At 69.8% G+C, this 26,951-nt stretch carries 20 protein-coding genes; 4 read left to right on the top strand and 16 right to left on the bottom strand.

Features of this window, described 5'->3' with window-relative positions; translation table 11 throughout:
* Window positions 1-52: 52 nt before the first annotated feature.
* Window positions 53-373 carry a hypothetical protein gene (locus tag ACFXJL_RS32165; RefSeq protein WP_384698392.1) on the bottom strand — a complete coding sequence of 107 codons (321 nt, stop codon included), beginning with the start codon at window positions 371-373 and terminating at the stop codon, window positions 53-55.
* A gap of 95 nt (window positions 374-468) precedes the next feature.
* On the opposite strand from ACFXJL_RS32165, the gene ACFXJL_RS32160 reads away from it, so the two are divergent.
* Window positions 469-846: a DUF4259 domain-containing protein gene (locus tag ACFXJL_RS32160; RefSeq protein WP_384698389.1), complete on the top strand. Its 378-nt coding sequence runs from the start codon at window positions 469-471 to the stop codon at window positions 844-846.
* Window positions 847-1,317: 471 nt separating this feature from the next.
* A complete protein-coding gene (locus ACFXJL_RS32155; protein WP_358878551.1) occupies window positions 1,318-1,707 on the top strand; it encodes a hypothetical protein in 390 nt (129 codons plus the stop codon).
* 148 nt (window positions 1,708-1,855) lie between these two features.
* Here the strand turns inward: ACFXJL_RS32155 and ACFXJL_RS32150 are convergent, their stop codons facing one another.
* The 13 genes from ACFXJL_RS32150 to ACFXJL_RS32090 form a co-directional block, all read right to left on the bottom strand.
* Window positions 1,856-3,460 carry a SpoIIE family protein phosphatase gene (locus ACFXJL_RS32150; protein ID WP_384639533.1) on the bottom strand — a complete coding sequence of 535 codons (1,605 nt, stop codon included), beginning with the start codon at window positions 3,458-3,460 and terminating at the stop codon, window positions 1,856-1,858.
* Window positions 3,457-4,938: a sensor histidine kinase gene (locus ACFXJL_RS32145; protein WP_384698384.1), complete on the bottom strand. Its 1,482-nt coding sequence runs from the start codon at window positions 4,936-4,938 to the stop codon at window positions 3,457-3,459. Before ACFXJL_RS32145 ends, ACFXJL_RS32150 begins: the two co-directional genes overlap by 4 nt.
* Entirely contained in the window at window positions 4,938-5,999 is a 1,062-nt protein-coding gene (locus ACFXJL_RS32140) for an ATP-binding SpoIIE family protein phosphatase (RefSeq protein ID WP_384698381.1), read from the bottom strand. The genes ACFXJL_RS32145 and ACFXJL_RS32140 overlap by 1 nt, the downstream gene beginning before the upstream one ends.
* Window positions 5,987-6,409 (bottom strand): anti-sigma regulatory factor, encoded by a 423-nt coding sequence (locus ACFXJL_RS32135; RefSeq protein WP_384698378.1) that lies wholly within the window; start codon window positions 6,407-6,409, stop codon window positions 5,987-5,989. The genes ACFXJL_RS32140 and ACFXJL_RS32135 overlap by 13 nt, the downstream gene beginning before the upstream one ends.
* Entirely contained in the window at window positions 6,406-6,774 is a 369-nt protein-coding gene (locus ACFXJL_RS32130; RefSeq protein ID WP_329025996.1) for an STAS domain-containing protein, read from the bottom strand. Before ACFXJL_RS32130 ends, ACFXJL_RS32135 begins: the two co-directional genes overlap by 4 nt.
* Window positions 6,771-7,622: an STAS domain-containing protein gene (locus ACFXJL_RS32125; RefSeq protein ID WP_384698375.1), complete on the bottom strand. Its 852-nt coding sequence runs from the start codon at window positions 7,620-7,622 to the stop codon at window positions 6,771-6,773. Before ACFXJL_RS32125 ends, ACFXJL_RS32130 begins: the two co-directional genes overlap by 4 nt.
* 329 nt (window positions 7,623-7,951) lie before the next feature.
* Entirely contained in the window at window positions 7,952-8,131 is a 180-nt protein-coding gene (locus ACFXJL_RS32120; protein ID WP_384698372.1) for a hypothetical protein, read from the bottom strand.
* 233 nt (window positions 8,132-8,364) lie between these two features.
* Window positions 8,365-9,546 (bottom strand): cytochrome P450, encoded by a 1,182-nt coding sequence (locus ACFXJL_RS32115; protein ID WP_384698369.1) that lies wholly within the window; start codon window positions 9,544-9,546, stop codon window positions 8,365-8,367.
* Window positions 9,543-10,526: a class I SAM-dependent methyltransferase gene (locus tag ACFXJL_RS32110; protein WP_384639514.1), complete on the bottom strand. Its 984-nt coding sequence runs from the start codon at window positions 10,524-10,526 to the stop codon at window positions 9,543-9,545. Before ACFXJL_RS32110 ends, ACFXJL_RS32115 begins: the two co-directional genes overlap by 4 nt.
* Window positions 10,527-10,528: 2 nt before the next feature.
* Entirely contained in the window at window positions 10,529-17,842 is a 7,314-nt protein-coding gene (locus ACFXJL_RS32105) for an amino acid adenylation domain-containing protein (RefSeq protein ID WP_384698365.1), read from the bottom strand.
* Window positions 17,839-18,411 (bottom strand): DUF6875 domain-containing protein, encoded by a 573-nt coding sequence (locus ACFXJL_RS32100; RefSeq protein WP_384639508.1) that lies wholly within the window; start codon window positions 18,409-18,411, stop codon window positions 17,839-17,841. Before ACFXJL_RS32100 ends, ACFXJL_RS32105 begins: the two co-directional genes overlap by 4 nt.
* Window positions 18,405-19,673, bottom strand: coding sequence for an FAD-dependent oxidoreductase (locus tag ACFXJL_RS32095; protein ID WP_384698362.1), 1,269 nt, complete (start codon window positions 19,671-19,673; stop codon window positions 18,405-18,407). Before ACFXJL_RS32095 ends, ACFXJL_RS32100 begins: the two co-directional genes overlap by 7 nt.
* Window positions 19,670-21,331 carry a non-ribosomal peptide synthetase gene (locus ACFXJL_RS32090; RefSeq protein ID WP_384698359.1) on the bottom strand — a complete coding sequence of 554 codons (1,662 nt, stop codon included), beginning with the start codon at window positions 21,329-21,331 and terminating at the stop codon, window positions 19,670-19,672. Before ACFXJL_RS32090 ends, ACFXJL_RS32095 begins: the two co-directional genes overlap by 4 nt.
* A 350-nt stretch (window positions 21,332-21,681) precedes the next feature.
* On the opposite strand from ACFXJL_RS32090, the gene ACFXJL_RS32085 reads away from it, so the two are divergent.
* On the top strand, window positions 21,682-22,698 hold the full coding sequence (locus ACFXJL_RS32085; protein ID WP_384698356.1) for a ParB N-terminal domain-containing protein: 1,017 nt from the start codon (window positions 21,682-21,684) through the stop codon (window positions 22,696-22,698).
* On the opposite strand, the gene ACFXJL_RS32080 is transcribed toward ACFXJL_RS32085, so the two are convergent.
* On the bottom strand, window positions 22,606-23,961 hold the full coding sequence (locus ACFXJL_RS32080; protein ID WP_384698353.1) for an MFS transporter: 1,356 nt from the start codon (window positions 23,959-23,961) through the stop codon (window positions 22,606-22,608). The two genes, ACFXJL_RS32085 and ACFXJL_RS32080, sit on opposite strands and share 93 nt — an antisense overlap.
* Window positions 23,958-25,112, bottom strand: coding sequence for a sulfatase (locus ACFXJL_RS32075; protein WP_384639498.1), 1,155 nt, complete (start codon window positions 25,110-25,112; stop codon window positions 23,958-23,960). The genes ACFXJL_RS32080 and ACFXJL_RS32075 overlap by 4 nt, the downstream gene beginning before the upstream one ends.
* 174 nt (window positions 25,113-25,286) lie before the next feature.
* Between ACFXJL_RS32075 and ACFXJL_RS32070 the strand changes: the two genes are divergently transcribed.
* Window positions 25,287-26,951, top strand: coding sequence for a B12-binding domain-containing radical SAM protein (locus tag ACFXJL_RS32070; RefSeq protein ID WP_358878536.1), 1,665 nt, complete (start codon window positions 25,287-25,289; stop codon window positions 26,949-26,951).

The following is a 26,951-nucleotide window of genomic DNA, read 5'->3' as shown; positions in this document are numbered from 1 at the left end:
CCGTCACATCGAAACGCGCCACACCCGAGTTCTACCAGCCCCACCGAACCCATCAGCGAGCGTCACGAAGATCCGAACCTCGAACAGCTCCTAGGTCACTAGGTGCGTCGCGGTGTTCGACATTGGACCAGCGGACGCCGTCGGCGTCGGTCGTTGCGCGGGCCGCGAGGTCGGCGACGAGGATGTCGGCGAACTCTCGGGTGTCGCCGCGTTCGACCTGGCGGTCGCAGGCGAGGGCGAGGACGCCGGCGGTGCCACAGCAGCGGCCGTTGTTGTCCCAGAAACCGGGGCGGATGCGTCGTGGGATGCCGGAGTTGACGACTGTGTGCCAGCAGCGGTCAGCGAGGGCGGGCCAAGCGGGATCGTCGGGCATCCCGTCCCGCGTCACCTCCGGGCGGCCCGGTTGCCCGGTTGTCAGTGCGCGCTGGTAGAACTCCTGCGTACCGACCCGACCAGCAGAGGAGACCCGTGGGCACCTGGGGAGCCGGCAACTTCGAGAACGACACGGCCGCGGACCACTTGTCGATCCTCACGGACCGGCTCATCACCGAGGTGGCGGACGCGATGGCCGGTGATCCGGTCGAGATCGAGCCCGACGAGTACTGGGGAGTCGCGGTGCCGGCCAACCTGGAGCTGCTGAGCCTTCTGGCGCGGCAGGGCCATGTGGGGGCGTCGCTGCCCGAGGCCGAGGTGATCGAGGAGTGGAAGAGGACGTACATGGCGGTGTGGGAGGGCTCCATCGACGGCCTGATGCCCTCACCGGGGCACAAGGACGAGCGACGCACCGTCCTGATCCGTACCTTCGACGAACTGGCGACGCTCAGGAGGAAGGAGGACTCGGACTGAGGACCGTCTCCGAATGAACGCCCACACGGCGTACAGGACGAGCGGCCTCTCCGCTCCACCAGCAGGTGCACCGTCTCCTGGTCCCGTCGGACCGGGCGTCGGACGTTCTGATCCCGCTGTAGATGCGGCGGGCTTTCCGCGATCTCGATGAAGAGGCCCATTCCTTCGGCCGCAGTACGTGTCAAAGGTCCAGCGGTAGCTGTTGGCCGCGGCTGTGCGGTCCGTGCGGCGGCTACGGCGTGGGTTTCCCGGCACCGCGCGGCCCGGCTGCCGCATCCCCTCCGTTCATGTGTCTGCCGGCGCCGTCCGCGACCGCGAGCACCTCTTCGTCAGGAGAGAAGGCCATGGCGGTGATTCCCCATGGGGTCAGATAGTGGGCTGCAGCGGGACCGCATGCTCTGGTGTCGCATATGCGCCTTCAGTGCTGGTCGACGGTCACTCTGTGTCGGTGCTCTACGGCATGATGCTGCTGTGAAAACCGAGATACTGATAGACGTCTGGCAGCGGCTTCTCGCCGACCCCCGCAAGTCGTGGGTACTGTTCGAACAGGGCACATGTGTCGTGCTGACCGCTCCGGACGGAGAGCTTGCCGAACAGGCCACCGAGATCTTGAAGGGGTTCGGCCCGGCGCATGCCGGCTCTTCGGCAGGGGACTTCGGGGTGATCGACCTCAAGGACGTCGAGGGATGGGTCGTCACCGGGCACCACAACGACGTCCTCACCTATGTCGGCCCTGATGAGCCGCAAGGTCAGTCGGAGATCTCTGTCGGGCTGTTCGGACGTTCCAAGCGCCATCAGGACGCCACCGAACTCCACGTCGTCCACGTTGAGGACAAGCGAGGCTCGGCGGACCCGGCGTGAGGTGGCTGCGCTTCACCGTCGATGGCCGCCCGGGGCGTACCGACTCCCGGTTGCGCTGACTTCCGTGACCAGGCGGGCGGCGGTCTAGTCGTGGCAGCCGAGTGCCCTTTGCAGGCTGGGGCTTAGACGTGTTCGGAGCGGGTCGGGGTCAGCTCAGTCGCAGGGCGAGGAGGGCGATGTCGTCGTCCTTGTCCCTGCCGAGGGCGTGGAGCAGCAGATCGCACAGCTTCTCCAGGTCGTCCGGACCGGAGACCACCATGGCGCGGAAGTCCTCAAGGCTCTCGCCGATGTTCCGATTGCGTTCCTCGACGAGGCCGTCGGTCATCAGCACCAATCGCGTGTTCGGCGCGGTGTTGTGAACGGTCGCGGGCGAGTGGGAAATCCCGAGGCCCAGCAGAGGGCCGTGCTCGACGAGGAATGCGGCGGTTCCGTCCGGATGGACGAGCAGCGGGGGAATGTGGCCCGCGTTGGAGACATGGATCCGGCGTCCACCGGGCTCGATCAGCACGATGCAGAGGGTGACCGTGACCCCTGGTCGCGAATGGGCCAGGAGCGTCTCGATGCGGTCCTGGATGTGGTGCGGCGGATGGCCTTCGAGTGCGTAGGCGCGCAGTGCGTGGCGCACCTCGCCCATGACCACTGCGGCGGCGAGCGAATGCCCCGCAACATCGCCGATGGCGACGAGGAGCCCGTCCGCGGTCTCCAGCGCCTCGTAGAAGTCCCCGCCGATTTCGGTCTGTGCGCTGGCGGGGACATAGCGGAAGGCCATCTCGACGCCGGCTACCGTCGGCAGCCCTTCGGGCAGGAACGTCTTCTGGAGGGTGAGCGCCAGCGAGTGTTCCTCCGCGTAGGAGCGCAGCGATTCGAGGGAGAGTGCGCAGGCGTTGGCGAGTTGCTGGATCAACTCCAGGTCATCCGTGCCGCGCACCGAATCGGTGGGGACGGCGAGGCAGAGAGGCGGGCGTCCTCTCTTGGTGCGGGCGACGATCAGTGTGACGTCTTCGCGCAACTGGTCGGCGGGCAGCAGTGTCCGCCAGAGCGCCTGGGGGATCTGGGCGCTCTCGGCTCCCGTACCCGTGCCCAAAGCCTGGGTGGTGAGCAGGTAGAGCGCATGGGGGTGGGAGGGGAGCAACCGGCAAGTCGCCTCGGGTCCCTCGGCCATGCTGTGCACAACCTGGTTCTGCGGTGTCAGGAACACCAGGGTGGCCGGGCAGGAGAGCAGTTCGGCGGCGCCGGTGGTGGCCGCGGCGGCGAAGGAGTGGAAACCCACCGCCTTGTAGACGTCGAGCGTGGTGTGGTTCAACGTCCGGAGCCGGTTGGCCAGCCGCTCGGCGCGCTGCCACGCCCGGGTGTAGCGCAGGGTTGCGGTAAGGGTGGCCAGTAGTTCATCGCGGTCGATGGGTTGGTTGAGGTAGGCGTCGGCACCGCCCTGGAGCCCCCTGGCGTGGTCCTCGGGGCTCATGATGGTGGCCGATACGTGGATCACCGGCACACCGGCGGTACGGGGGTCGGCCTTGATCCTCTCGCAGACCTCGAAGCCACTGATGTCCGGCAGGTTGACATCGATGATGGAGGCTTCCGGGAGCGGTGCGCCGGGCGTGGCCAGCAGTTCCAGCCCGCTGGTGCCGTCCGGCGCCTCGATGACGGTGTGACCCGCGCGTCGGAGCCAGCTGGTCAGGATGTAGCGGGTGGTTTCGTTGTCATCGATCACCAACACCGTGGCGGGCGCACCGTCGAGACCCATGTCGTTCATGCGATGGGCCCGTTCCGCTCCGGGCGTCGGGATGCAACGCGGTGCAGTCCGTCCTGGGGCATGTGATCGGTGCTGCGGTCGGTGAGGGGCTCCGGCCGGGTCGGACCGACAGGGATCTCGCTCGGGTCAAGATCGGGGAGACGGACCTCGACCCGGGTTCCACGGCCGGGCGTACTGGTCAACTCCATGGAGCCGCCGAGCAGTTGGGTGAGCGTACGGGCGTAGGGCAGACCCAGTCCGGTACCGGGTCTGCCCCGCTGGTGGGGGCCCGGTACCTGGTAGAACTCTTCGAACACCCGCTGCTGCTCTTCCACGGGGATACCGACGCCGGTGTCGGTGACGGTGAACGACAGCCAGGGTCCCGTCTGCTCCTTCATGGTGCGGACTTCGAGGTCGACCTCGCCCTCCACGGTGAACTTCAGTGCGTTGGAGAGCAGATTGCGCAGGATGCGGGTGAGCAGCACCTCATCGGTCACCAGGACCGGTAGCTCGGCCAGTGGCGGCAGCCGCAGGGCCACCGACTCCGTACGCATCGTGGAGGCAAGGGCGCCGCCGAGTTGCCCGATGACCATGTGCAGATCAACGGGTGCGAGCTGGGGCTCCAGTTGCCCCGACTCTGCCTTCGCCACATCCAACAGATCGTTCACCAGGGAGAGCAGCGTCTGGCCGGAGGATGCGATCAGCGAGAGCTGCCGGTGTTGATCCTCGTCGAGGCGGGCGGACTGAGGGTCGAGGAGCAGCCGGGACAGGGCGACCACCGCGTTGACGGGGGTGCGCAGCTCATGGCTGACATTGGCCCAGAAACGGGTCTTCGCCTCGCTGGCCGCGCGGAGCTGGCGGGACTTGTCCTCCAGTTCCGTGTGGAGTGCGACCACACCGCTGTTGGTGGTCTCCAGCTCCTGGGACAGCTCGGTGTAGAGGGCCAGCACCCCTCGGTTGGTTTCCTCCAGCTCCTCGTTGAGTCGGCGCAGTTCTTCGCGCTGGGCGCGGGTCTCCTCCAGTGTGGCGATCAGGTCCTGCGTCTGGGCCCGCAGTTCCTCGGCCATGGTGGCCGGAGCGGTGTGCCGCAGGGCGTCCCGCAGCTTTTCCTTGCGTACGGCGAGTCCGTCGCCGGCGGGAACCGGTTGCTCCAGGACGATCCGGTGGGGATCGCCGGGCAGATGGCGGACCTGGTGCAGCAGCCGGGACGCGAGCTGCATCGCCTGTTCCGACGGTGCCAGGCCGTGGGCCCACTGGAGCGTCACGGTGAGGAAGGTCTGCCCGTCTTCGTGCAGTTCGAAGGAGGCGGTCAGCTCGGTACTGCCGAGTCTGTCCCTGCCCAGTTCGCTGAGTGCCGTGGCCAGGCGGACTTGGTCCTGCCGTTCCATGCGAAGCGTCTCGGCAGCCACCTGGCCACTGCGCCGGAGGGAGAAGACATCCTGTGCTGAGGTGATGCCGAGCGTCACCAGGGCCGCAGGACTGTTGGCAGGCTTCACCACTACCACGCTCCCTTGGCGACCACGATTCCCGCGTCGTCCCGTCGCACGGCTGCTTCGCGCAGCAGCTGACCGGCAACCACGGAAGGAGTGTGTTGGAGAAGCCCGGGGAGGGCGTCCATGGTCCACCGTTCGGTCAGCCCGTCGGAGTGGAGGACCAGCGCGCTTCCCGGTATCAACGGCAGGTCGAAGGTGCGCAGCGTACGCATCTGGTGGCCCACGATGCCGGGCGCGGACAGCAGGCTCTTGCGTGTTCCCGGTGCGATGAGGAAGCCGCTGACGTTGCCCACGCCGCAGAACAGCACGCGCTGACGGTCGGGTTCGATCCGTACGACGGCGACCGCGCCACCGCGGGTTCCGCGCAGTGCTCCGTGGATTTCACGCAGGATCGATTCGGGGTCACGGACCGTCGTACGACGGAACGCGCCCACGGCTGCTTCGCTGGAGCGGGCCGCCAGAGGGCCGTGTCCCAATCCGTCGCAGAGCATCATGAGCAGCGCGGGTCCGGTCTCCGATGCGGTGGTGTCCACACGCGCCGCCCAGGCGTCACCGCAGACGGTCTCCCCGCTGATCGGCCGGGTGAGTCCGGCCACGACCGGTCCGGTGGGCACCGGATGTCCGGCGGCGGGCCGACTGCGCGGCCAGAACTGCGCCGCCATCACCGTGCCCCGACCCGGCAGCGAGTGGATGTCGAAGCCGTCAGCGAGTCTGGCGACCGCGCCCAGCCCGATGCCGAGCGTGCCCGCCGTGGAGACCCCGTCGGCCATCGCAGCGGACACATCGGCCATTCCCGGTCCCGTGTCCACGGTGACGAACTCGACGGCCGCAGTGTCACGGGTACGCAGTACGCGCAACAGCAACGCCCCGTCGGAGGCATGGCGTTGGAGGTTCGTCGACGCCTCACTGACGGCGAGCGCCACCTCGGACGCCCGATGGGTGTCGAAGCCGATCCGCCGGGCGAGTGCGGCAGCGGCTCCGCGTGCGGCTGCGGGGAACGCGGGATCGCTCCGGAACCAGGCGATGTCTTCGCACTCCAGCAGGGTCAGCGCTGTCACCGGACCCACTTGACCAGCGACACGGTGGTGCCACGCCCCACTTCGGTGTCGAGTGAGAACTCATCCACGAGGCGGCGCGCACCGCTCAGCCCGAGACCGAGGCCGCCGCCGGAGGTCCACCCATCGGTAAGTGCCAGGTCCACATCGGGGATTCCGGGCCCCGAGTCCTCGAATGCCGCGAAGGCTCCGGCCCGGCCGTTGCGGCGGACCAGTCCGATGCGTGCCAGTCCGCCGCCCCCGTACACGAGGGTGTTCCGAGCCAGCTCGCTGGCTGCGGTGATGAACTTCGTCTGGTCCACCAGTGAGAGTTTGCAGCGCTGCGCCAGCTCACGGGCGAGCCGTCGCACCCGTACCACGTCCTCGTTGGCCACGATGGGGAGCGACTGCGGCTCTTCGTCGTGCGTCCAGGGCGCGGTCATGGCCGGCCCGCGTCGCCCCGGCCCAACATGGCAAGCCCCTTCTCCAGATCGAGGGCGGTGCGCACGCCTCCCAGGGACAGTCCGAGTTCCACCAGGGTGATGGCGACCGCAGGGCGCATTCCCACAACGACGGTCTCGGCGTCCAGCATGCGCGAGATGGCCGCGATGGTCGCGAGCATGCGCCCCACGAAGGAGTCCACGATCTCGACGGCGGTGATGTCGATGACCACACCGCGGGCGGAACGGGCGACGATCTGCTCGGCCAGGTCCTCCTGGAGGTTCATCACCGTGTCGTCCTCCAGATCCACCTGGATCGACACGAGTAGGACATCCCCGATCCGCAGGACAGGTACGCGATCGGTCACGGCTGCCCGCCCTTGCGGGCCACCATCTCGACACCGGACCGGCGAAGAGCGAGCTGAAGCGCGTCCGCGAGGCTCGCCTTGGTCACGATGTCGCCGAACTCGATGCCCAGCGCCACGATGGTCTGGGCTATCTGCGGACGAATACCGGAAACCGTGCACTCGGCACCCATGAGGCGGGCCGCCACGATGGTCTTGAGGAGGTGCTGAGCGACCTGGGTGTCGACGGCCGGGACGCCGGTGATGTCGATGATGGCCTGCTCGGATCCGGTGTCCACCAGGGCTTGGAGCAGCTTCTCCATGACGACCTGCGTCCGCACGGAGTCGAGGGTGCCCACCAGGGGAACGGCGATCACTCCGTCCCACAGTTTGACCACGGGGGTGGAGAGTTCCAACAGCTGGTCGGCCTGGGCCGAGATGATTTCCTCCCGCGCCCGGGTGTAGGTCTCGATGGTGAAGAGCCCCAGGTCATCCAGGAGCCGACTCAACTTGAGATACGCACGTACGTCCTCCGCGGTGCCGCTTTCGAGTACGGGCTCCAGGACCTGCTTGAGGGCGAAGACACTCAGCGCGGTCTCGCTCGGGGTGAACCCCTGACGGGCACGGTTGCGCGACAATTCGGTCAGAAGGGCCCGCAACTCCGACAGGGCCTCGCCATGGGCATCCTCGGCTCCTGCCCGGAGGGCCTCGACGAGCGCCGCGTACAACTCGTGCAGTTCCCGGTCCAACTCGGCCCGGCTCACCCGGCCGGCTAGCCCCTCGGAGACCCTGGTGCCCCACTGTGCGGCGAAATCTTGACCATCCGCCGACAACAAACTCACCAGCCTGGCCGAACCACTCTGCTTCGCCACCACGGCCACTCCTTGAAAATCACCTGATGAGATCAGTTAGCGCTTGAGCAGCGTACGGCATGGAGAATGCCCGTTTGGATCCAGAACCACGATCCAGGAGCCCATGGCTGTCCGCTGCGCGCCCAAGGCAGTCGCAGGGTCTGATGACCGGTGGTGCGAAGGGCATCTCACGCATTCCCCGGTATGCGCAGCGCACCATGTGACGGTGCTCACGGCTGCGTCTGTCCTTCTGCACCCGTCACGCAGGCACGGGCCGTTCCGTGCCTGCGTGACGGGTGCAGAGGCTCAATGGACGCCCGACGACCGCTTGCCGCGCAACCGTGGCCTTGTCATGGCTGTTGTTTGCCACCGCAGGTGCTCTCGGCCTTGTGTCCGGTGCGCAAGAAGGTGAGGGCCTTCTCGGCGCAGGGTGTGCAGGGCAGGTCGACGTGTCCGCTGTTCGGGATGGTGAGCAGGGTGCCTCCGGTGGCGTGCCCGGCGTGTTCGGCCCATAGGTCCCAAGGCCCCATAGGTAGGGGACCCCCTGATGGAGGTGTCCGGAGGTCTGGAGCGCGCTGTTGCCGTGGGTGGCTTGCCTGTTCGGCGGTGGCTGCCAGGGGTGCCGGTTCGGGCCATGGCTCCTGGTCACAGGGGATGCCGTCGCTGAGGCCGCTCCACCCGCGCCGGGGGGCGAACCAGTCGCGGATGCTCGCCCATCAGCCCATCAGCCCGCTCGGCCGCATCCGGATAGACCTGGAGAGACCTACTGCCTGGTCAAGTTCCTATGGTCCGTCGCGTCCCCCAGCGAAGACGAGGTCGTCGACCGCTGGGGGGTGAAGGTGACCGGGAGGGTCCGGGGGCCGCGGAACGTCGGGGCGTAGCCCCAGTCGACCTCGTCGCTGGGGATGTCCAGGGTCAGGTCCGGCAGGCGGCCAAACAGGGTGGTGATCGCGATTTCCGTCTCCAGCTTGACCAGATGGCTGCCCAGGCAGGCGTGCGGGCCGTGGCCAAACGCCAGGTGCGGGCGGGCATCACGGGTGAGGTCCAGGGCGCCGGGGTCGGGGAAGCGGTTCGGGTCGTGGTTCGCCGCCGCCAGCGACAGCAGCACCACGTCCCCCTTTTCCACGTGGGCGTCCCCGATCGTCATGTCCTCGCCCGCGTACCGGTACTCCGCCACGTGGTCCGGCGAGTCCAGGCGCAGCAACTCGTTGATCGCCTGGGACCAGTTGATGTCGCCGCGGAGCAGGGCGGCTCGCTGGCCGGGGTCGCCGAGCAGGCGCAGGATGGTGGTACCGAGCAACTGGATCGTGGTGATGTGACCGGCGCCGATCAACGTCATGACCATCACCTCCAGCTCGTCCCCTGTCAGCGCGCCCGACTCGATCAACCGCGTCGGCAGGTCGTCCCCCGGGTGCGATCGTTTGTAGGCCGTCAGCCTCCGGACGTAGTCCAGCACCTCGGCCAGCTTCACCTCGTCACGCGGCTGCTGGAACTTCCCGCGGTACCACATGTCCAGCACGTCGGCGGCGGGCGCGCGCTCGGCTTTCGGGATGCCGAGCAGATCGTGCACGACGGCGACGGGGAGCTCCCGGGTGTACTCGGCGACGAGGTCCGCGTGCCCCCGCCCGGCGAACGACTCGACGGCGTGCGTGCAGGTCCGGGCGATGCGATCGCGCAGGCGGGACACCGCGGCGGGGGTGAACGCCGCGGCGATGAGTCGGCGCAGCCTGGCGTGTTCGGGATCGTCCAGATTGGACAGACCGGGTGGGTGGGGGTCGGGGTTGACCGGGGCGCCGCTGCCCAGGCGGCGGTCCGCCAGGCAGGCGCGGACGTCGTCGTACCGGGTCACCAGCCACATCCGGCCCGGGACGTGCGGGTCGTCGATGGGGCAGACCGGGTCGTGCTTGCGCAACCAGGCGTAGCCCGGGTACGGGTCGGCGGTCACGACGGCCGACCGGCGATCAGCAGCTTCTCCAGCGGGGACCCGGCGAGCGGTACGGCCCGCGTCTCGGTGAGCCCGGCCTCGCCCAGCCATGCCGCGAGGTCGGTGTACCGGTGCACGCCGCCGCCGTGGCCCTGCCACAGGGTCAGGTCGAACATGCCGAGGTACCCGGCCGCGGCCGGGCCCAACCCGGCCGGTGGTTCCCGGTCATGGTCGAGGATGGCGATGCTTCCCGTGGGGGACAGTGACTTCGCCGCGCGCTGGAATAGCTCGCGGCATTCCTCGGGGCGGTGGCCGTGCAGGACGTTGAAGAGCAGCACCAAGTCGTAGCCGGAGCCCAGGTCGTCGGTGAGGTAGTCGCCTGCCTGCGCCGTCACCCGGTCCGGCGGGGCGTCGTCACGGAGGGCCGTGATCGTCTCGGGCAGGTCGAAGACGGTGACCCGCACGTCCGGGCGGCGGCGGCACAGTTCGACGGCGTGGTCGCCGTGGCCACCCCCGATGTCCAGGACGGTCGCCGCAGGAGGCAGCGCGGCGGCGATGTCATCGGCCAGGTCCACGGCGGCGCCTGCGAGCATCCGGCGCAGGCGGGCCCCGGAGGCGGGGCGCTCGCTCAGCCAGGTGTAGAAGCCGCGGCGGGGGGTGCCGGTACGGATGGTGTCCTCGATGTCGGCCCAGTGCTCGAACAGGACCTCGTGCCAGAACAGTTCGGAGTCCACCGGGCCGGGCGACACGGCGGTCGTGACCCGTTCGGAGTCGCCGTCACGCCGCAGGTATCCGAAGGTCACCAGGACGTTCACCAGGCTGCGGACCCCGGCCGGGTCACCGCCGATCGTGGTGGCCAGCTCCTCGACGGACTGCGGGCCGGCTTCCAGGGCGGTGAAGACCCCGAGCCGGACACCGGCGATCATGGCCCGGTACCCGGCCGCGCCGAGCCGGTCCAGTACCGGAGCCGGGACACCAAGGGATTCTTCGGGCAATGGCATGATCATCCACTTCCGGAAAGCGCGCCGACACCGGTGAGGAAGTCCAGGTGCCTGCGCAGCATTCGCTCGTTGGCAGGGGGGAACCCCACCCCCGCCTCGGCCGCAGCGGCCCAGGTGCGGGAGCAGTCGAACCGCGGGTGCGGGCGGGGGCGTTCGGGCAGGGAGAAGGCGAGCGGGGCGAAAGGCCCGGCCGGGTCGGCGAGCATCCGCTCCCGCCATCGGTCGTACGGCACCACGTCGGTCGGGTGACCGGCCGAGGTGAGGGCGGCGGCGAGGGCGGCACGGGTGAGGCCGCCGTCGCCGTGGTAGTGGTGGTCCCGGTAGAGGTGGTCCGGGGCCTGTGAGAGCGCGACGATCGCCGCGGCCACCGTGTCCACGGGCACCATGTCCAGTACCTCGGCGGTGTCCGGGACGGCGCCGGCGGCGATGCATCCGATGAGCCAGCGGCTGAACGCGGAGCGCGGGTCGGCGGCGCCGGTGGCGGTGTCGCCGACGATGGCCGCGATGCGGTGGATCGAGACGGTCAGGCCGTGGCGGCGGGAGGCGGCGACCATGGCGTCGGCCACCCATTTGCTGAGGTCGTAGCCGCTGGTGAGACCGCTCGGGTCGGTGGGAGCGTCGGCCTCGGTCACGACGCGGTCGTCATAGGCGTCACCGAGGAAGACGCCGAGGGTGGAGATCAGGTGCAGGGGGGCGCTGCTGTCGCCGGCCAGGCGCAGGATCGCCGCGGTGGCGTCGACGTGCGCGGTTTTGAGGGCAGTGTAGGGCGCGGCGAAGTGCGGCACGGCGGCGTTGTGGTAGATCGCGTCCACGGTCGTGAGGGTGTCGTGATCCTCTGTGGACAGACCGAGGCCGGGTGCGGACAGGTCGCCGAGGACCGGGATCACACGGTCGGTGTCCGGCAGCCGATCGATCGAGCCCGGACGGACGAGGCAGTGGATCCGGGCGTCGGTCCGGGCCAGGAGCTGGCCGAGGAGGTGGCGGCCGAGGAAGCCGGTGGCGCCGGTGAGCAGGATCCGGCGCGGCGCGCCAGCCGAGGGGGCACCGGGTGGGTGGACGGTACGGAGCCGGATCTCGGGTGGGGGGACGGCGTCGGCGCGCAGCCGGTCGACCGTGGGCAGGTTCGCCGAGGCACCGTCATCGATGGCTGCCGCGAACGCCGCCACGGTGGAGGCGGTGAACAGTGTGCTCATCGGCACCGTGACGCCGAGGCGGTCACGGACGGCGGCCAGGACGTGGGCGGCGATGAGCGAGTGCCCGCCGATGGCGAAGAAGTCCGCGGCGCGGTCCACGTCGGACTGGTCGAGAACGGTGCCCCAGATGGCGGCGACGGCCCGCTCAGTGGCGGTCCGAGGCGGATCCGCCGGGGCGGTGTGGCTGGTAGGGGGTTCGGGGAGGGCGGTGTTGTCGACCTTGCCGTTGCTTGTGGTGGGAAGGGCGTCGAGGATGACCACGGTGTCCGGCACGAGATGCGCGGGCAGGCGGTCGGCGCAGAAGGCGCGCAGGCCGGGGACATCCGGGACGGCGACCAGCGAGTCGGGGGTGGTCGGATCGGGTGCGTTCCAGGTAGGTGTGGTCGAGGTCGGAGCGCCGACATAGCCGATGAGGCGGTCGCCCCTGGCCACCACCACGGCCTCCGCGACGGCCGGGTGCGCGGCGAGCACGGCGGCCACCTCCCCCGGCTCCACCCGGTTGCCGCGGATCTTGACCTGGTCGTCGGCACGGCCGACGAAGTCGAACGTGCCGTGCGGGTTCAGCCTCGCGAGGTCGCCGGTCCGGTACATACGGGCGCCGGGGTGGGCGCCGTACGGGTCGGCGAAGAACGCCGCGGCGGTCGCGGCCGGCCTCCCCCGGTACCCCCGGGCGGGCGCCAACCCTCCGATGTAGACCTCACCGACCACGCCGACGGGCACCCGGCGCAGCGCCCGGTCGAGGAGGTGGACGCGGACGTTCGGCAGCGGGCGGCCGATCGGCAGTCGGGTGGGGTGCTCGCGGCCGTCGACGGTGCGATGGCTGGTCGCGCAGACGGTGGCTTCCGTCGGGCCGTAGTGGTTGTGGAGGGGAATGCCGTGCTCCGCCCACGCGCGGACGGTCGCCGCCGGGACGATGTCGCCGCCGACCATCATGATCTCCAACGGGAGGCGTTCCCCGGCGAGATCGGCCACCCAGCGCTGCCAGAGGGGAGCTGCCGTGTCCACCGCGGAGAGTCGGTGCTCGACACAGAGCTTGAGGAGGTCCGGTCCGGTGAGGCCGCCCGGGTCGGGGTGGATGACCAGGGTGGCCCCGACCGCGAGGACCGGGAAGATGTCGCCGAACGCGGCGTCGAAGTGCGGGGGCGGGACCATGAGGAGCCGGTGCGCGGCGGTGAGGCCGTGCTCGGCGATGAACGCGGTGGTGAGGTTGAGGAGAGTGTCGTGCTGTACTTCGACGCCCTTGGGTTCGCCGGTGGAGCCGGAGGTGTGGACGACGTAGGCGAGTTGGGACGGGTGGATGGGCGTGGGTTCGTGGTGGCCGGTGGCGGGGAGGGTGTCGCGGGTCAGGACGGTCCGCGCGCCGCTGGCGGTGATCAGGGCGTGTTGGCGGGAGGGCGGCTGGGCGGGGTCGATGGGGACGAAGCATCCGCCCGCTTTGAGCACGCCGAGGATCGCGATGATCGCGTCGGCGCTGGACGGGATGGTGATCGCGACCGGGTCCTCGCTCCGGATGCCGGCCTCGCGCAGGTGGCGGGCGACGGCTGAGGATCTGCGGTCCAGGTCGCGGTAGGTGAGGGGAGCGGCGGCGAGGTCGAGGACGGCGGTGGCGTCAGGGGTCCGGGCGCTGCGGGCCGTAATGAGGTCCACAACGGTCGTGGCGGCCGGTCGAGTGTGGACGGGCAGGCCGGTGGACGGTGTGTCCGCTCCACTGGGAGGGGCCGGATCTGACCGGGTGTCGAGGGCGGTGTGGACGGCGCTGTCGGCAGGGGACAACAGGTCGAGGTGAGACAGCGGAAGACCGGGGTGACGGGCCACGGCCTCCATGACCGCCAACACCTGGTCGGCGATCCTGGCGATGGTGTCCGCCTCGTACCGGTCGGTGCGGTAGTCGATGAGGGCGGGCCAGTCGCCCTCGCGTTCCCTGATGTGGAGGGTGAGGTCGAAACGGCTGGTGGCGCGGTCGATCGGCAGCGGCGTGGTGGTGAGGCCGGTGAAGGTGACGGGGGCCGTCTCGCGGTTGAGGACCAGCATCGTCCGGAACAGGGGGTGGTCCTGCCGTGGGGTGGAGACCGTGGTGAGGATGTCGGCCAGGGAGATGTCGGCGTGGTCCATCGCGTCGACCACCATCCCGGTGGCGTCGGCGAGCAGATCTCGGGGGGTCGCTCGACGGTTCGTGCGGAGCCGGAGCGGGAGGGTCGTGACGAACATGCCGATCACGTCGTCCCCACCGGCCGGGCGGGTGCTGACCGGGGCGCCGACGACCAGGTCGTCACCGCCGTCCCGGGTGGAGGAGACGATGGCGAAGACGGTGAGGAGACCGGCGAAGGTGGTGGCACGCTCGCCCCGGCACCAGGTGGCGAAGCGGCGGGCGAGCCCGGCCGGGACGGTGAACCGGTGGGTGGCACCGGCGACTGCACCCGTGCGGCGGGGGTGAGCAGGACCGGATTCCGGGTGCGGCGGTCCGTCCGCCGTGGTGGCCCGGGCCGTGCCGTACGGGTGGTCCGGCGAGGGTCCGGAGGCAGGCGGGGCGTCGCGGAGCGTTTCAGCCCAGAATTCGGTGGTTCGTTGCCGTGGCTCCCCGGCTGCCGGCGCGGGGATCGGCAGTCCCGGTGCGCTGGTCTTCGTACTGAGCGCGGCCATCGGCCCCTGGACATCCGTGGCACCGGACCGGAGCGACGAGATCCGGTCCGCGGTGGTCAGGCTCGTCAGCAGGATCGATATCGATGTGTCGTCGCAGATGATGTGGTGCGCGGTGATCGCCAGGAGATGGGTCGTGGGGGAGGTTCTGATCAGATGGGCTCGCACCAACGGGCGCTGGGTCAGGTCGAAGGGGTGGTCGGCGTCGCGGGCGGCCAGGCGTTCGGCCTCTGGCCACGGGTCCGTGTGCGCGCTCAGGTCGGTGGTGCGCCAAGCCCTCGTCAGCAACTCGTCCCGGTAGGGCGCCGCGCTCAACTGCGGGGTGTCGTCATGGACGACGATCGCCGATCGCAGGATGGGATGGCTGGCCAGGGTGTGGGCGAACCTGGCGCGCAGGTCTGCTTCGTCGAGCGCACCCTCCAACCGGAACGCGGCGTGCACGACGTAGGCGCCGTTGTCCTGACCCGCCTGGTGGATGATCCACAGTCCGTGCTGCGGGCCGGACAGCCGTCCTGGTGCGGGCAGCGCCCCCGATACGTCTGAGCTGTCTGGGCTCTCCGGAACATCGGGATTGCTCTGGCCCGCATCGATCGCGGCGGCCAGGGTGGCGACGGTGGGGTTGCCGAACAGGGTTCTGATCGGCACCTCCACGCCAACCGACGCCTGGATCTTGGCGACGGCCTTCACTGCCGCCAGGGAATGGCCGCCGGACAGGAAGAAGTCGTCGTCGCGGTTCACCGGGCGAGCCAGCAACTGTGCGAAGATCTCGGCGATCGTGGTCTCCAGACCCGGGTGGGGAGCGGTGGCGGCGACACCCTCCGCAGGTGGGGGCAGAGCGCGTACGTTCAGCTTCCCGGAGCTGGTCAACGGGAACGCGTCCACGGACACCATCGCCGACGGCACCAGATAGGCGGGAAGGACGCGGCTCAGCCGCTCCCGCACCCTCGGCCAGCGGGGCCGCCCGGCGGCGGGGATCACATAGGCCACCAGGCGGTCACCGTCAGCGGCCACTCGGGCGTCGGCGACCTCCGGGTCCGCCCGCAGCGCCGCCTCCACCTCGGCCGGTTCCACCCGGTGACCACGCACCTTGAGCTGCGCGTCCACCCGCCCGACGAACTCCACGACACCACCCGGCCGGCGCCGCGCCAGGTCGCCCGTCGCGTACATGCGCGCGCCGGGGACCGGTGAGAACGGGTCGGCGACGAACCTCGTCGCCGACTGGCCGGGCGCGCCGAGATAGCCGCGCGCCAGCGGGAACCCACCCAGGTACACCTCGCCGACCACATCGTCGTCAACCGGTCGCAGGCCCGCGTTCAGCAGATACGCGGCCACGCCGTCGAGCGGGCCGCCGATGCCGAACCGGCTGCCTGGGTGCACCCGCTCGGCGGTCGACCAGATCGTTGTCTCGGTCGGGCCGTACGTGTTCCACAGCTCGGCCCCGCCCAGCGACCCGGCCAGCTCCGGCGTCAGCACCTCCCCGATCGACACCCGGACCCGCACGCAATCCGGCACGCCTCCGGCCGCCACCAGCACCGCCCACACCGACGGGGTGACCTGGACGACCGTGACCGCCTCGGCCATCAGACGCCGCGCCAGCGCGGGACCGTCCACAACGATCTCCGGCGGTATCGCCGCCACCCGGGCGCCCACGGTCAGCGGCCCGACCAGTTCCCACACCGAGATGTCGAACGCCGGGGAGACCATGGCCGCCACCACGTCCCCGGCGCCCAGCCCCACCAACGCCGTCGACCGGGCCAGCATCTCGGCCACCGCGCGGTGCGGCACACCCACCGCCTTCGGGCGGCCGGTCGAACCGGACGTGTGGAACACGTACGCCAGTGAATCGGGTGTGATTCCGGGATCGACGCGCTCGAACTCCTCCGGCAGGTCCGGGATCTCGGTCAGCACAACGCGGGCGGCGTCGGTGACGGCCCGACGCCTCGGCTCGGGCCACAACGGTTCCACCGGCACGTACACCGCGCCCGCCCGCCAGATCCCGAGGATGGCCACCACCAGGTCCGTGCCGCGCGGCAGGTCCACCGCGACCCATGCCTCCGGCCCGGCGCCCTTCGCCCGCAACACCGAGGCCAGCGCCGCCGAACGGCGCTCCAGCTCGGCGTAGGACAACTCACCCGCCGCAAGGCCGTCCGCGCCGAACCGGATCATCTCCAGCACGGTCGACGGCGCCGGAGCAGCGGCCGGCCCGGCCACCGACGCAGCCACCACCGAAGTCCCTGCCGTCAGTGCTGACAACCGGCCATCGGGGTCGGCGCACGCGCGCTCCACCAAGGACAGCAGCCGCCCCACGAAACCGTCGACCGTCGCACCGTCGAACAGGTCCATGTCGTGCTCGGTGACCACGGCCATCTCCGCGCCGCCGGACTCCACCATCAAGCTGAGGTCGACGTCTGCCGTGCCCGTGTCCGGCAGCATCCGGTCGACCCGCACGCCGGGGAACACCACCTCGGGCGGGTCCTGCATCACGAGGTGCGCCTGGCACAGCGGCGCGTGGCTCGGGTCGCGGGAGGCGCCGACCGCCTCGACGATCCGGTCGAACGGGACTGCCGCGCTGCCCAGTCCCGCCGCGACCGAGCGGCGGACCCTGGCCACCAGCTCGCGGAAGGTCGGATCCCCGCCGATCCCCACCCGCAACGGCACCGGGTTCACGAACATTCCGACGACGCCGGCGAACTCCGGCCCCGGCCGTCCGGACCACAAGGTGGCGACCACGATGTCGTCCTGACCCGCCGTCGTGCCCAACGTGGCGGCGTACGCGGCCTGCAGCACGACGAACCGGGTGGCGCGCGTGGCGCGGGCGAGGGCGTCGACCCGGGCGGTGAGGCCATCGGGAACGGCGTGGCGGCGCAACTCCCCCCGGAAGGCGCGCATCCTGGGGCGGGGCCGGTCGGTGGGCAGGGTGAGCAGGTCCGGCGCACCGTCCAGATCGGACACCCGGCGGGACGGGTCGTCGTCGACGCCGTCCGGCGGCGCTCCGGGATCCGGCAATGGCCGGGCCGGGTCGGCGTACAGGGCGCTGATCTCCCCGCACAGCACCAACAGTGACGTACCGTCGACGACCGCGTGATGCGTGTTGATCACCAGGACGTGGTCGGTCGGCGTGATCCGGCCCAGACGGATCCGGAACAGCGGCCCGGTGCGCAGGTCGAACGGCTCGCGTGCGGCCTGCGCGGCGAACGCCTCCGCGGCGGCGTCTGCGGATGCGGATGCGGATGGCACCGTCCGCACCACGACATCCGCGGCGCCCACCGGTCCCACCCGTCCGACCGGCTCGCCGTCGACCTCGTCGAATGTGGTTCGCAGCACCGGGTGCCGGGCCACCACCAGATCCGCCGCACGCTGGAGCGCGTCCACCGACACGGTGCCGGTCAACCGGAACACCGCCGGGTTGTTGTGCAGGGGTGCGCCGTCGGCGAACGCCTCAAGGAACCACAGTCGCCGAGCCCCGGGCGGGAGTGGGAACGTCATCGGTGCGCTCCCCGATCTCCGAACCGGCTCCGGTACGCCGCCAGATGCTCCGGGTTCGCCCGCAGGAAGGGTGCGTCGGCGGCCACCATGTGCCGTACCGCCAGCAACGGCAGCGGGCTGCGCAGCGGCCGGAAGTCCGCGTTCCACAGACCGGGCGCGGACGGCGGTCCCGGGTGGAACTCACCTATCATCAGGCCGCGTTCCACGAACCCGAGCTTCAGCTCCTGCTGCGTGCGGTCGATCTCCCCGGGCGTGACGTCCGGCAGCACCACCAGGACCGTGCGGTATCTGGCCTGCGGCCCCTCACGCGGCGGCAGGTCGGGGAACCAGTCGCGGTAGGCGGTCATCACAGCCCGCAGGTCCGGCCGTCCGGGGTGCACGGCGAGGAAGAGCCCGCCCCGTTCCAGCGAGACGGCCGTGTACGGGCAAACGTCGCCGCCCCGCCCCAGATCGGGGTGCGGTTGACACAGGTAGGACCGCGCCCAGGCCAGCACCACCTCGGCGGCGGCAGGCAGGTCCGGGTTCTCCGGCTCGAACAGCGCGACGTCACCCGCCGGGTGGCTCAACATCTCCCGCTCCGCTTCCGCCGCGCCGCAGCGAGCAACGTGACTGCGCCGAGCCCGACAAGTCCACCGAGGAGGCGGTCCTGGCGGCGGGCCCGGGCGAGCGCGTCGCCGTACGGGAGGCTGCTGTGGCTGATCATCGCGTACAGCGTCCGCCACCCGGGTAACAGGCGGCCGAGCGCGAAGTCGATCCGCTTGCGGGCCAGGAACACCGGTGACCGCACCTGGTCGCGCAGCTCCACGAAGTTGCGCGCGGACAACTCGGCGAGCACATCGGTGTGCGGGCGGCGGCGGGCCTCGAACGCGGCGAGTGCGTCGCCCAGGGAGTGCTCGGCGAGACACGCGTCGAGCACCGCGCAGTCCTCGAACGCGGCGTTCATCCCCTGGCCGTAGAACGGGAACACGGCGTGCGCGGCGTCGCCGACGAGGACGACACGGTCGTGCTGCCACGGCGCGGTGCGCACCGACACCAAGCTGCCCGGCTCGTGCGCGAGGAACTGCGTGACCAGGTCCGGTACGAGATCGGTCAGGTCGCCGAACTCCTCCGCCAGGAACGCCCCGGCCCGCGCCGGGTCGCGCAGCCCCGAGAACCCGGTGTCGCCGTCGAACGGCAGGAACACGGTGCCGGTCAGCGATCCGTCCGGGTTGGGGTGTGCCACCACCAGTCCCCGCCTGCCCGGCCACACATGCAACGCCTCCGGTCGGTCGACGGCCGGGATGGTGAACTCCCGGTAGCCCCAGTCCAGGTGCGTCTGGTGGAACTCGGCGCGCACCCGGCGGTGCAGATGGGTGCGGACGGTCGAGTACGCGCCGTCCGCGCCGACGACGAGATCCGCCGAGAACGTCCGGTCCGGGGTCTGCACCTCGGTACCGGCGAGGCCAGTGACGCGGTGCCCGAACCACAACCGCACCCGGGGAATGGATTCGGCGACGTCGAGCAGGGCGATGTTGAGGTCGTGGCGGCGGACCGAGTGCAGCACCTCGGTGTCGTCCGCGCCGTAGGGCTGGTAGGTGACCCGGCCGCTGTGATGGACGATCCGCCCGCTCATGGGGACCGATTTGGCCAGGGCCTCCTCAAGGAGCCCGATGTCGTGCAACGCCGCGCGTCCGCGTTCGGACAGCCCGACGCTGATCGACGCGGCTTCCGGGCCGTTCGTGCCACGCGGGTCGCCGCGCCGCTCCACCACGTCCACCCAGTGGCCACGGCGGGCCAGCCGGATCGCCAGCATGGTTCCGGCCATACCCGCCCCGACGATGACGATGTTCATGTCCGGCCCCTGGCCGAGTTCGCTGAGGCCACCGGGTCCATCGTGGACAGGGCTTTGGCGAGGTCGGCGAGTGTGGAGGCGTCGAAGATGGTGGCCACGGACGCGTCCACGGCCAGTTCGACCCGGATCCGGCTGACCAGCGCGGTGGCCATGAGCGAGGTGCCGCCGAGGGCGAAGAAGTCGTCGTCCGGCGCGACCGAATCCACCGACAGCACCTCGGCGAACAACCGGGCGAGGTCATCGGCGAGCGCGCCCGACGTCCGCGGCGCGGGCTCGGCGAACGCGGCCCGGTCCAGTTTTCCGTTGGGGGTCAACGGGAAGTGCCCGACCACCTCGATCATGTCCGGGACGAGGTAGGCCGGCAGCCGTTCGGCGAGGTGCGCGCGCAGGTCCGGCACGCGCGCCCCGCGCGGCACCACGTAGCCGACCAGGTAGGCGCCGAGCGGTCCGGAGCGAGCGACGACCGCCGCCCGCGCCACCGCCGGGTGAGCGCCGAGCACGGCCTCCACCTCGGCCGGTTCGACCCGGTGCCCGCGGATCTTCACCTGATCGTCGGCCCGGCCGAGGAACAGCAGATCACCGTTCGGCAGCACGCGGACCAGGTCGCCGGTGCGGAACATGCGCGACCCGGGCGGACCCCATGGGTCGGCGACGAACCGCTGCGCGGTCAGCCCGGGACAGCCCAGATAGCCCCGGGCGACCCCGGCGCCGCCGATATACAGTTCGCCCTCGGCGGCCGGGGCGCACAACTCGTCCAGCACCCGTAGTTCGGTGCCGGGGATCGCCGCCCCGATCGGCACCACCGGGCCGCCGGTGAGCGGCGCGCTCATGGTGGCGCACGCTGTCGCCTCGGTCGGGCCGTAGGCATTGATCATCCGGCGGGCGACAGACCATCGGGCGACGAGGTCCGGGCTGAGCGCCTCCCCCGCGACGATCAGACAGGCGACCGAAGGCAGCGTCATGTCCGGCTGGGTGGCGAGCGCGCTCGGAGGCATGCACACATGGGTGACGCCGTGCTTGGCGATGAACCGGGCGAACGGTTCGCCGGGCGGAAGGCCCTCGGGCGGCGCGAGAACGAGCGTGGCCCCGGTGAGCAGCGCCATACACAGGTCGGCGACGGCCACGTCGAAGCCGACCGATGCGTACTGCAACACCCGGGCACCCGGTCGGGCACCGAAGCGTTCCCGTTGGGCCGCGACGAGATGGGTGATCCCCGCATGGGGAACGACCACGCCCTTGGGCTTTCCGGTCGAGCCGGAGGTGTAGATGACGTAGGCGGCGCACGCCGGATCGGGATCTGCCACCGGGGCGGCGGACACCGCCGCGGCCTCCAGCGCCCGCAGCTCCCCCGGCGTCAGCACCAGGGCGGGACGGGCGTCGGCGAGCATGGCGGCCACCCGGTCCGGCGGTTGGGCGGAGTCGACCGGCAGATACGCGGCTCCCGCGGCGAGCACGGCGACGACGGCCACCACCATGTCCGCGCTGCGCGGGATCACGACGGCGACGATGTCTTCTGGCCCGACTCCACGGTCTCTCAGCGCGCCCGCCACCGAGGAGGCGCGGGCGTCGAGCTCGGCGTAGGAGAGCGTGCCGTCAGCGGCGACAACCGCGATCGACTCCGGAGCCCGGGCGACCTCGCGCCGGAACATACCCACCATCGTCTCGGCCGGTAAGGGATTCACCGTATTTAATCGCGCGTCCACTTTGGTTTCACACTCCGTGACCCACGGAAATCTATTAGGGGAACGAGGGGAACTCTGTCTCATGACACTGATCGGTGTCAACGCGAATCGGTGTCTCCGCGATGCTTACCTCGGTGCTCGTCCGATGCGCCGACCACAATGGCAATTATGAGAATTTGCTCATGGAAATTCTGTGACGTAGGTCTGTTCGGCGCTACAACCTGGCCAGTATCTTGTAGCCGCTTCCCGAGACCTGATCAGTTACGCGCTGCCGAGCGTGACCAAGTCATGCTCGGAAATAGGTTGGCCCATCTGGAGGAGTTCGGATGAGCGGGACATCGCTGGGTACGCAATTGAAGGACACGCCGCCGACGTTCGTGCCGGTCGACCAGGTAACCGAAACGCTTCTCGTGCGGGTCGCCGGCCCCAGTCCCGACCACGTCAGCGCCCTGGCACAGTGCCCGGACGACCTCCCGCCGATCCTCGTGCACCGGCCGACCATGCAGGTGGTCGACGGCGTGCACCGCCTGCGTGCGGCCAAGCTGCGCGGGGACGCCACCATCGGTGTGCGATTCGTCGACGGCACCGAGGAGGACGCTTTCGTGCTGGCCGTGAGCGCCAACGTGACCCAGGGGTTGCCGCTGGCGCTGGCTGACCGCACCGCCGCCGCCTCCCGGATCCTCACGTCGCATCCACACTTATCGGACCGTCTGATCGCGTCGACAGCCGGATTGTCCACCAAGACGGTGGCCGCGATCCGGCAGTGTTCAACCGGGGAAATGACTCAGTTGAACACCCGCCTCGGCCGTGACGGGAAAGTGCGGCCACTCGACGCCTCCCACGGACGCACGATTGCGAGTCGGGCGATTTCGAACAATCCAGATCTCTCTTTGCGAGCGATCGCCCGAATCGCCGGAATATCGGTCGGCACCGCCCGGGATGTCCGGGAAAGAATGCGCCGCGGCGAGGATCCCATTCCGCCGCGGCATCGCCTTTCCACCGGACATCGCACGGAAAGCAACGCACCGGAAAACAAGGCACCGGACAACGACATCGGCGGTGACAACGGTGGTGACAACGTCACCAACGGCACGCCTCGCGCCGAACGAGATCGGTTCCTGCTCTCGCTGCGCACCGATCCGTCGTTGCGGTTCTCCGAGATCGGCCGCGCACTCCTGCGACTGCTCGACGCCAACACCCTCGACGCCGCGCAGTGGGACCGACTCGCCGCCGCCGTCCCCCAGCGCTGGTCACCGGTCGTTGCTGACCTCGCCATGGACTGCGCTGCTGACTGGTCGGCGCTCGCCTGCCGAGTCCGCGGCCAGGTCAGCGTCAGCGCGTGAGTCCGGTGCGCACGCCACGGCGATCGCCGCCGCGGCCTGGACCACCGCGAACATCGCGAGCACCGGAAGCAGCGACGACGAGTCTCCGGTGATCGCGACCGCGATGAGCGGCAGGAAACTGGAGATCGTGACGCCCACTTGGTAGGTCACGGCGATCGCGGAGAACCGCACCATGGTCGGGAACAGGTCCACCAGGAACGCCGCCAGGCCACCGTAGATCGCGCCGTGCGCGATGGTCAGCGCGGGAATGAACACCAGGGCGACCAGCGTCGGATCACCCGAGGACAGCCAGGCGCCCGCCGGGATCATCGCCACCACCGCGACCACATAGCCGAAGATCATGACGGGTCGGCGGCCGAACCGATCGGACAGCGCGCCGAACACCGGCAGTGTCACGCACTCCGCCAGGGCCGCGATCATCAGACCGGTCAGCACGGTCGACCGCACCTCCGGCCCGGCCTTCGCCGCGTGCGCCACCAGGAAGACGGTGAACATCGCGATCACCGACCCGGTGCCGAGCGAAGCGAGAATGCCGATCAGCACGCGGCGCGGCCACCGCCGCAGCACCGTGATCACCGGTACCCGGGTGGCGCGGTTCTCCGCCTGGCCACGCACGAACTCCGGTGACTCCTCGACCCCAAGCCGGACCCAGATGCCGATGCCGACCAGGACGCTCGATGCCAGGAAGGGCAGCCGCCATCCCCAGGTCAGGAAGTCCTCCTCGGGCAGCTTGGAGATCAGCACGAAGGTCAGGTTGCTGCCGAACAACGCCACCGCGAAGCCCATCGCGGGCCAGCTGCTCAAGAAGCCGCGGCGCTCGGGCGGGCCGTGTTCGGTGCTGAGCAGCACCGCGCTTCCCCATTCGCCGCCGATGCCGATGCCCTGCGCGACGCGCAACGTCACCAACAGGACCGGCGCGAGGACACCGGCCGTCTCATAGGTGGGCAGCAGGCCGATGCCGAACGTGGCGATGCCCATGACGAGCAACGTCCACACCATCATCGACTTGCGGCCCACCCGGTCGCCGAAGTGGCCGAACAGCAGGCCGCCCAAGGGGCGTGCGACGAAACCGGCCGCGTAGGTGGCGAACGACGCGAGCACACCGCCGGCAGTCGACGTGCCCGGGAAGAACAGCGGGCCGAACACCAGCGCGGACGCCGTTGCGTACAGGTAGAAGTCGTACCACTCGATGGCGGTGCCGATCGTGCTCGCGACCAGGACCCGGCGGACCGAATGAGGCGCCGCGGTCACCCCTGGTGTCACGCGTCCTCATCGGACACGAGGACCCGCCCACCGAGCTCGTTGGGATCGGTGGCGAGGTCGTAGGCCCATACCTGTTGCCCGTCCGCCTCCCAGATCACCTTCCGCCCGTCCGCCCGCACCGCGTGCAGCGCCTTCAGGTCCGGGTAGTCGTCCGATGCGGCGGCCCGCTCCTGTGGGAAGTAGGTCTCCGAGTACGCCTCGCGGGATGCCCCGGTGCCGTTCGCGAAGAACTCGGTGAGCGAGGCACCGTCCGACGACCGCGGGTCAAGACCGAGATGGTCGAGCACCGTCGGCATGATGTCGACCAGCCGTACCTGGCTGTCCACGCTCATCCCCACCGGCACCCCGGGGCCGCTGATGATCATCGGCACATGTTGGGTCGCGTCGAACAGCAGACAGCCGTGGCCCTCCTCGTACGGGTGGCCGAGGTCGCCGGCGTGGTCGTTGGGGTACCACCCGGCCAGGTCCTCGCCGTGGTCGGAGAAGCACACCACCAGCATCGATTCGATGTCGTGGCCCATCTCGGCGATGCGGCGCAGCAGGAGCTGGACGTAGTGGTCGGTGTAGGCGACCTCGCCTTCGTACGGGTTCGCCACGTCGACGCCGACATCCTCCGGCGGCTCGTACGGCCAGTGCGCGTCGAAGAAGTGCGCGAACAGGAAGAAGGGGCTGTCGCCGTCCAGTGACTCAAGCCAGCGGGTGGCGCGGTCGACCACGACCGGCGCGCGCTTGAGCGCCAGCCCGCGCAGCTTCACGTCGCCGACCGACAGCGGGTCCCGGCCGTCCGGCAGCAGGGGGATCTCGTCGTCGTAGAAGTCGAACCCGCGGTCAATCCCGTACCACTTGTTGAGGCCGGGGCAGGAGACCACCGCGCCGCTCGTGTACCCGGCCGCCGACAGGCATTCCGCCAGCGTCGGCACTTCCTTGTTGAGCGATTCACGGAACAGGTGCCTGACCCCGTGGCGGGGCGGCTGGAGCCCGGTGAACACCGTGGCGTGGCTGACCGGTGTCAGGGGGCACGACGAGATCGCCTGCGTGAAACTGACCCCGTTCGCGCGCAGCCGCTCCACACCGGGGTACTTCCCCGAATAGGCCACGTCGGCGCGCACGGTGTCCAGGGAGATGAACAGGATGTTCGGCTGTGTGGTCAACGGGATTCCCTCTGTATTTCTCTGTCGACGCCAGCGGCACCGAAGGCTAACAACGGGCTCCCCGCGTACGACAACGATGAACAGTGCGGCTTGAACACCCGTGCCGAACAGCACATCCCGCCCCTACAGTTACCTGGCGGAGCGTCCACGACCATGACGCGAGGGAGAATTCACATGGCGCGCAAGTTATCCCTGGCCCTGGAGCTGTATGCCGACGCCAACGGCTCCGTCGACCAGCGCTACATCGAGCAGATGCGCAATCAGGACACAGAACCGGTGCCGGTCGATCCCACGCTGCCGAGGTTCACCCTCATCGTCGGGCCCTCGCCGTTCACCATGCCGCGCGGTTGGGAGTTCTTCCTCACCTCACCCTACGAGGGCGCGACGTACATCTCGACCGTGCTGCACAACGCCGGGTACCCGGTGCGCATCGTCGACGTCCGCTACACACCGAACCCGTTGCAAGCGGCGTACAAGCAGATCATGGAAGGCACCGACGTGCTCGGTGTGTGCACGTTCGAGGACAACTTCCCGTTCTGCCGCGAGCTGATGGCGATGGTCCGCGAGTCGAACCCGGACATGCCCATCATCTGCGGCGGCTCACTGGTCACTTCCCTTCCGGCGATCTTCATGTCGGACACCGCCTGCGACATCGCGGTGATCAGCGAGGGCGAGATCACCATCCTGGAGCTGATGGAGAGCTACGCCCGCGGCTCGTGGCAGCAGGATCTCCCGACCATCAAGGGCATCTGCTACCGGGACGAGAACGGAAAGACACGCCGCACGCCGCCGCGCGGCCAGATGATGGATCTGGACGCGCTGCCCAGGATGCGCCTCGACCTGTGGCCTCAGGCGCGGTCGCCGCTCGGCATGCAGCCACAGGTGATCTCGTCCTACAGCCGCGGCTGCAAGATGGACTGCTCGTTCTGCTACCGCACCACCCCGCAGGTGCGGGCGAAGTCGCCAGAGAAGATGGACCGCGACCTCGATTGGCTGAAAACCCAGTACGGCGTGGACTTCTGCTTCTTCGTCGACCTCACGTTCAGCTCACACCGCGGCCAGACCATCGAGATGTGCGATGTGATCTCCCAGCACGATCTGCGGTGGACCTGTCTGACCCGGTGCGCCGACATGGACGTACCGCGCATCGACGCGATGCGGGACGCAGGTGCCGACATCATCCTGTACGGCGTCGAGTCGCTGGGCCGCGAGGTGTTGCGCGAGGCACGCAAGGGCAGCAGCGAGAACCTGACCGTCCGCGCGATGCGCACCACGTTCGAGGGCGGCGTGCGGTTCGGCTCGCTGCTCATCGTCGGTCTGCCGAACGAGACCGAGGAGTCCCTGTCGGACATGGTGCAGTTCGCCGAGCAGTACAACCATGTGACCCGGGTGAAGTACCTGTCGGCCATGCCCGGTACGACGGTGTACCAGGACGCGAGGCAGAACAAGATGATTCGCTCCGAGATCGACCACCTGAACTGGCTGTCGGTCGAACAGGCGCTGCACGAGGACGAGTTCCTGAACGTGAGCGGGCTGCCCGAGCAGGTCTGCCGGGACGCGTACAAGCGCGTGTACGACGCCTATCAGCCCGGCCCGGTGATGGACTTCCAGCACTGGCCGGAGCACTTCGAGTACTTCCACCCGCAGCCGGCCGACGGCACCGAGCGGTCGACGTCGTACGCCGGGACCGGCTGGCGCACGGAGTGGAGTTCAGCCGCCGCGCCACTGGTTCCAGGCTCCGAACAGTACACACTGGACAAGGTCGCCGACCCGGAGGTGGCCGCGGTCGGGAGCACTCTGATGGACTGCGGCGCGAAGAAGCTCGCGGCCGGGGTCTGA

The organism is Streptomyces sp. NPDC059256, assembly GCF_042753785.1.
In the GTDB taxonomy this organism is placed as follows: Bacteria; Actinomycetota; Actinomycetes; order Streptomycetales; family Streptomycetaceae; genus Streptomyces.
Note: the sequence above shows the minus strand (reverse complement) of the source record. Positions and strands in the feature narration are given on the sequence as shown.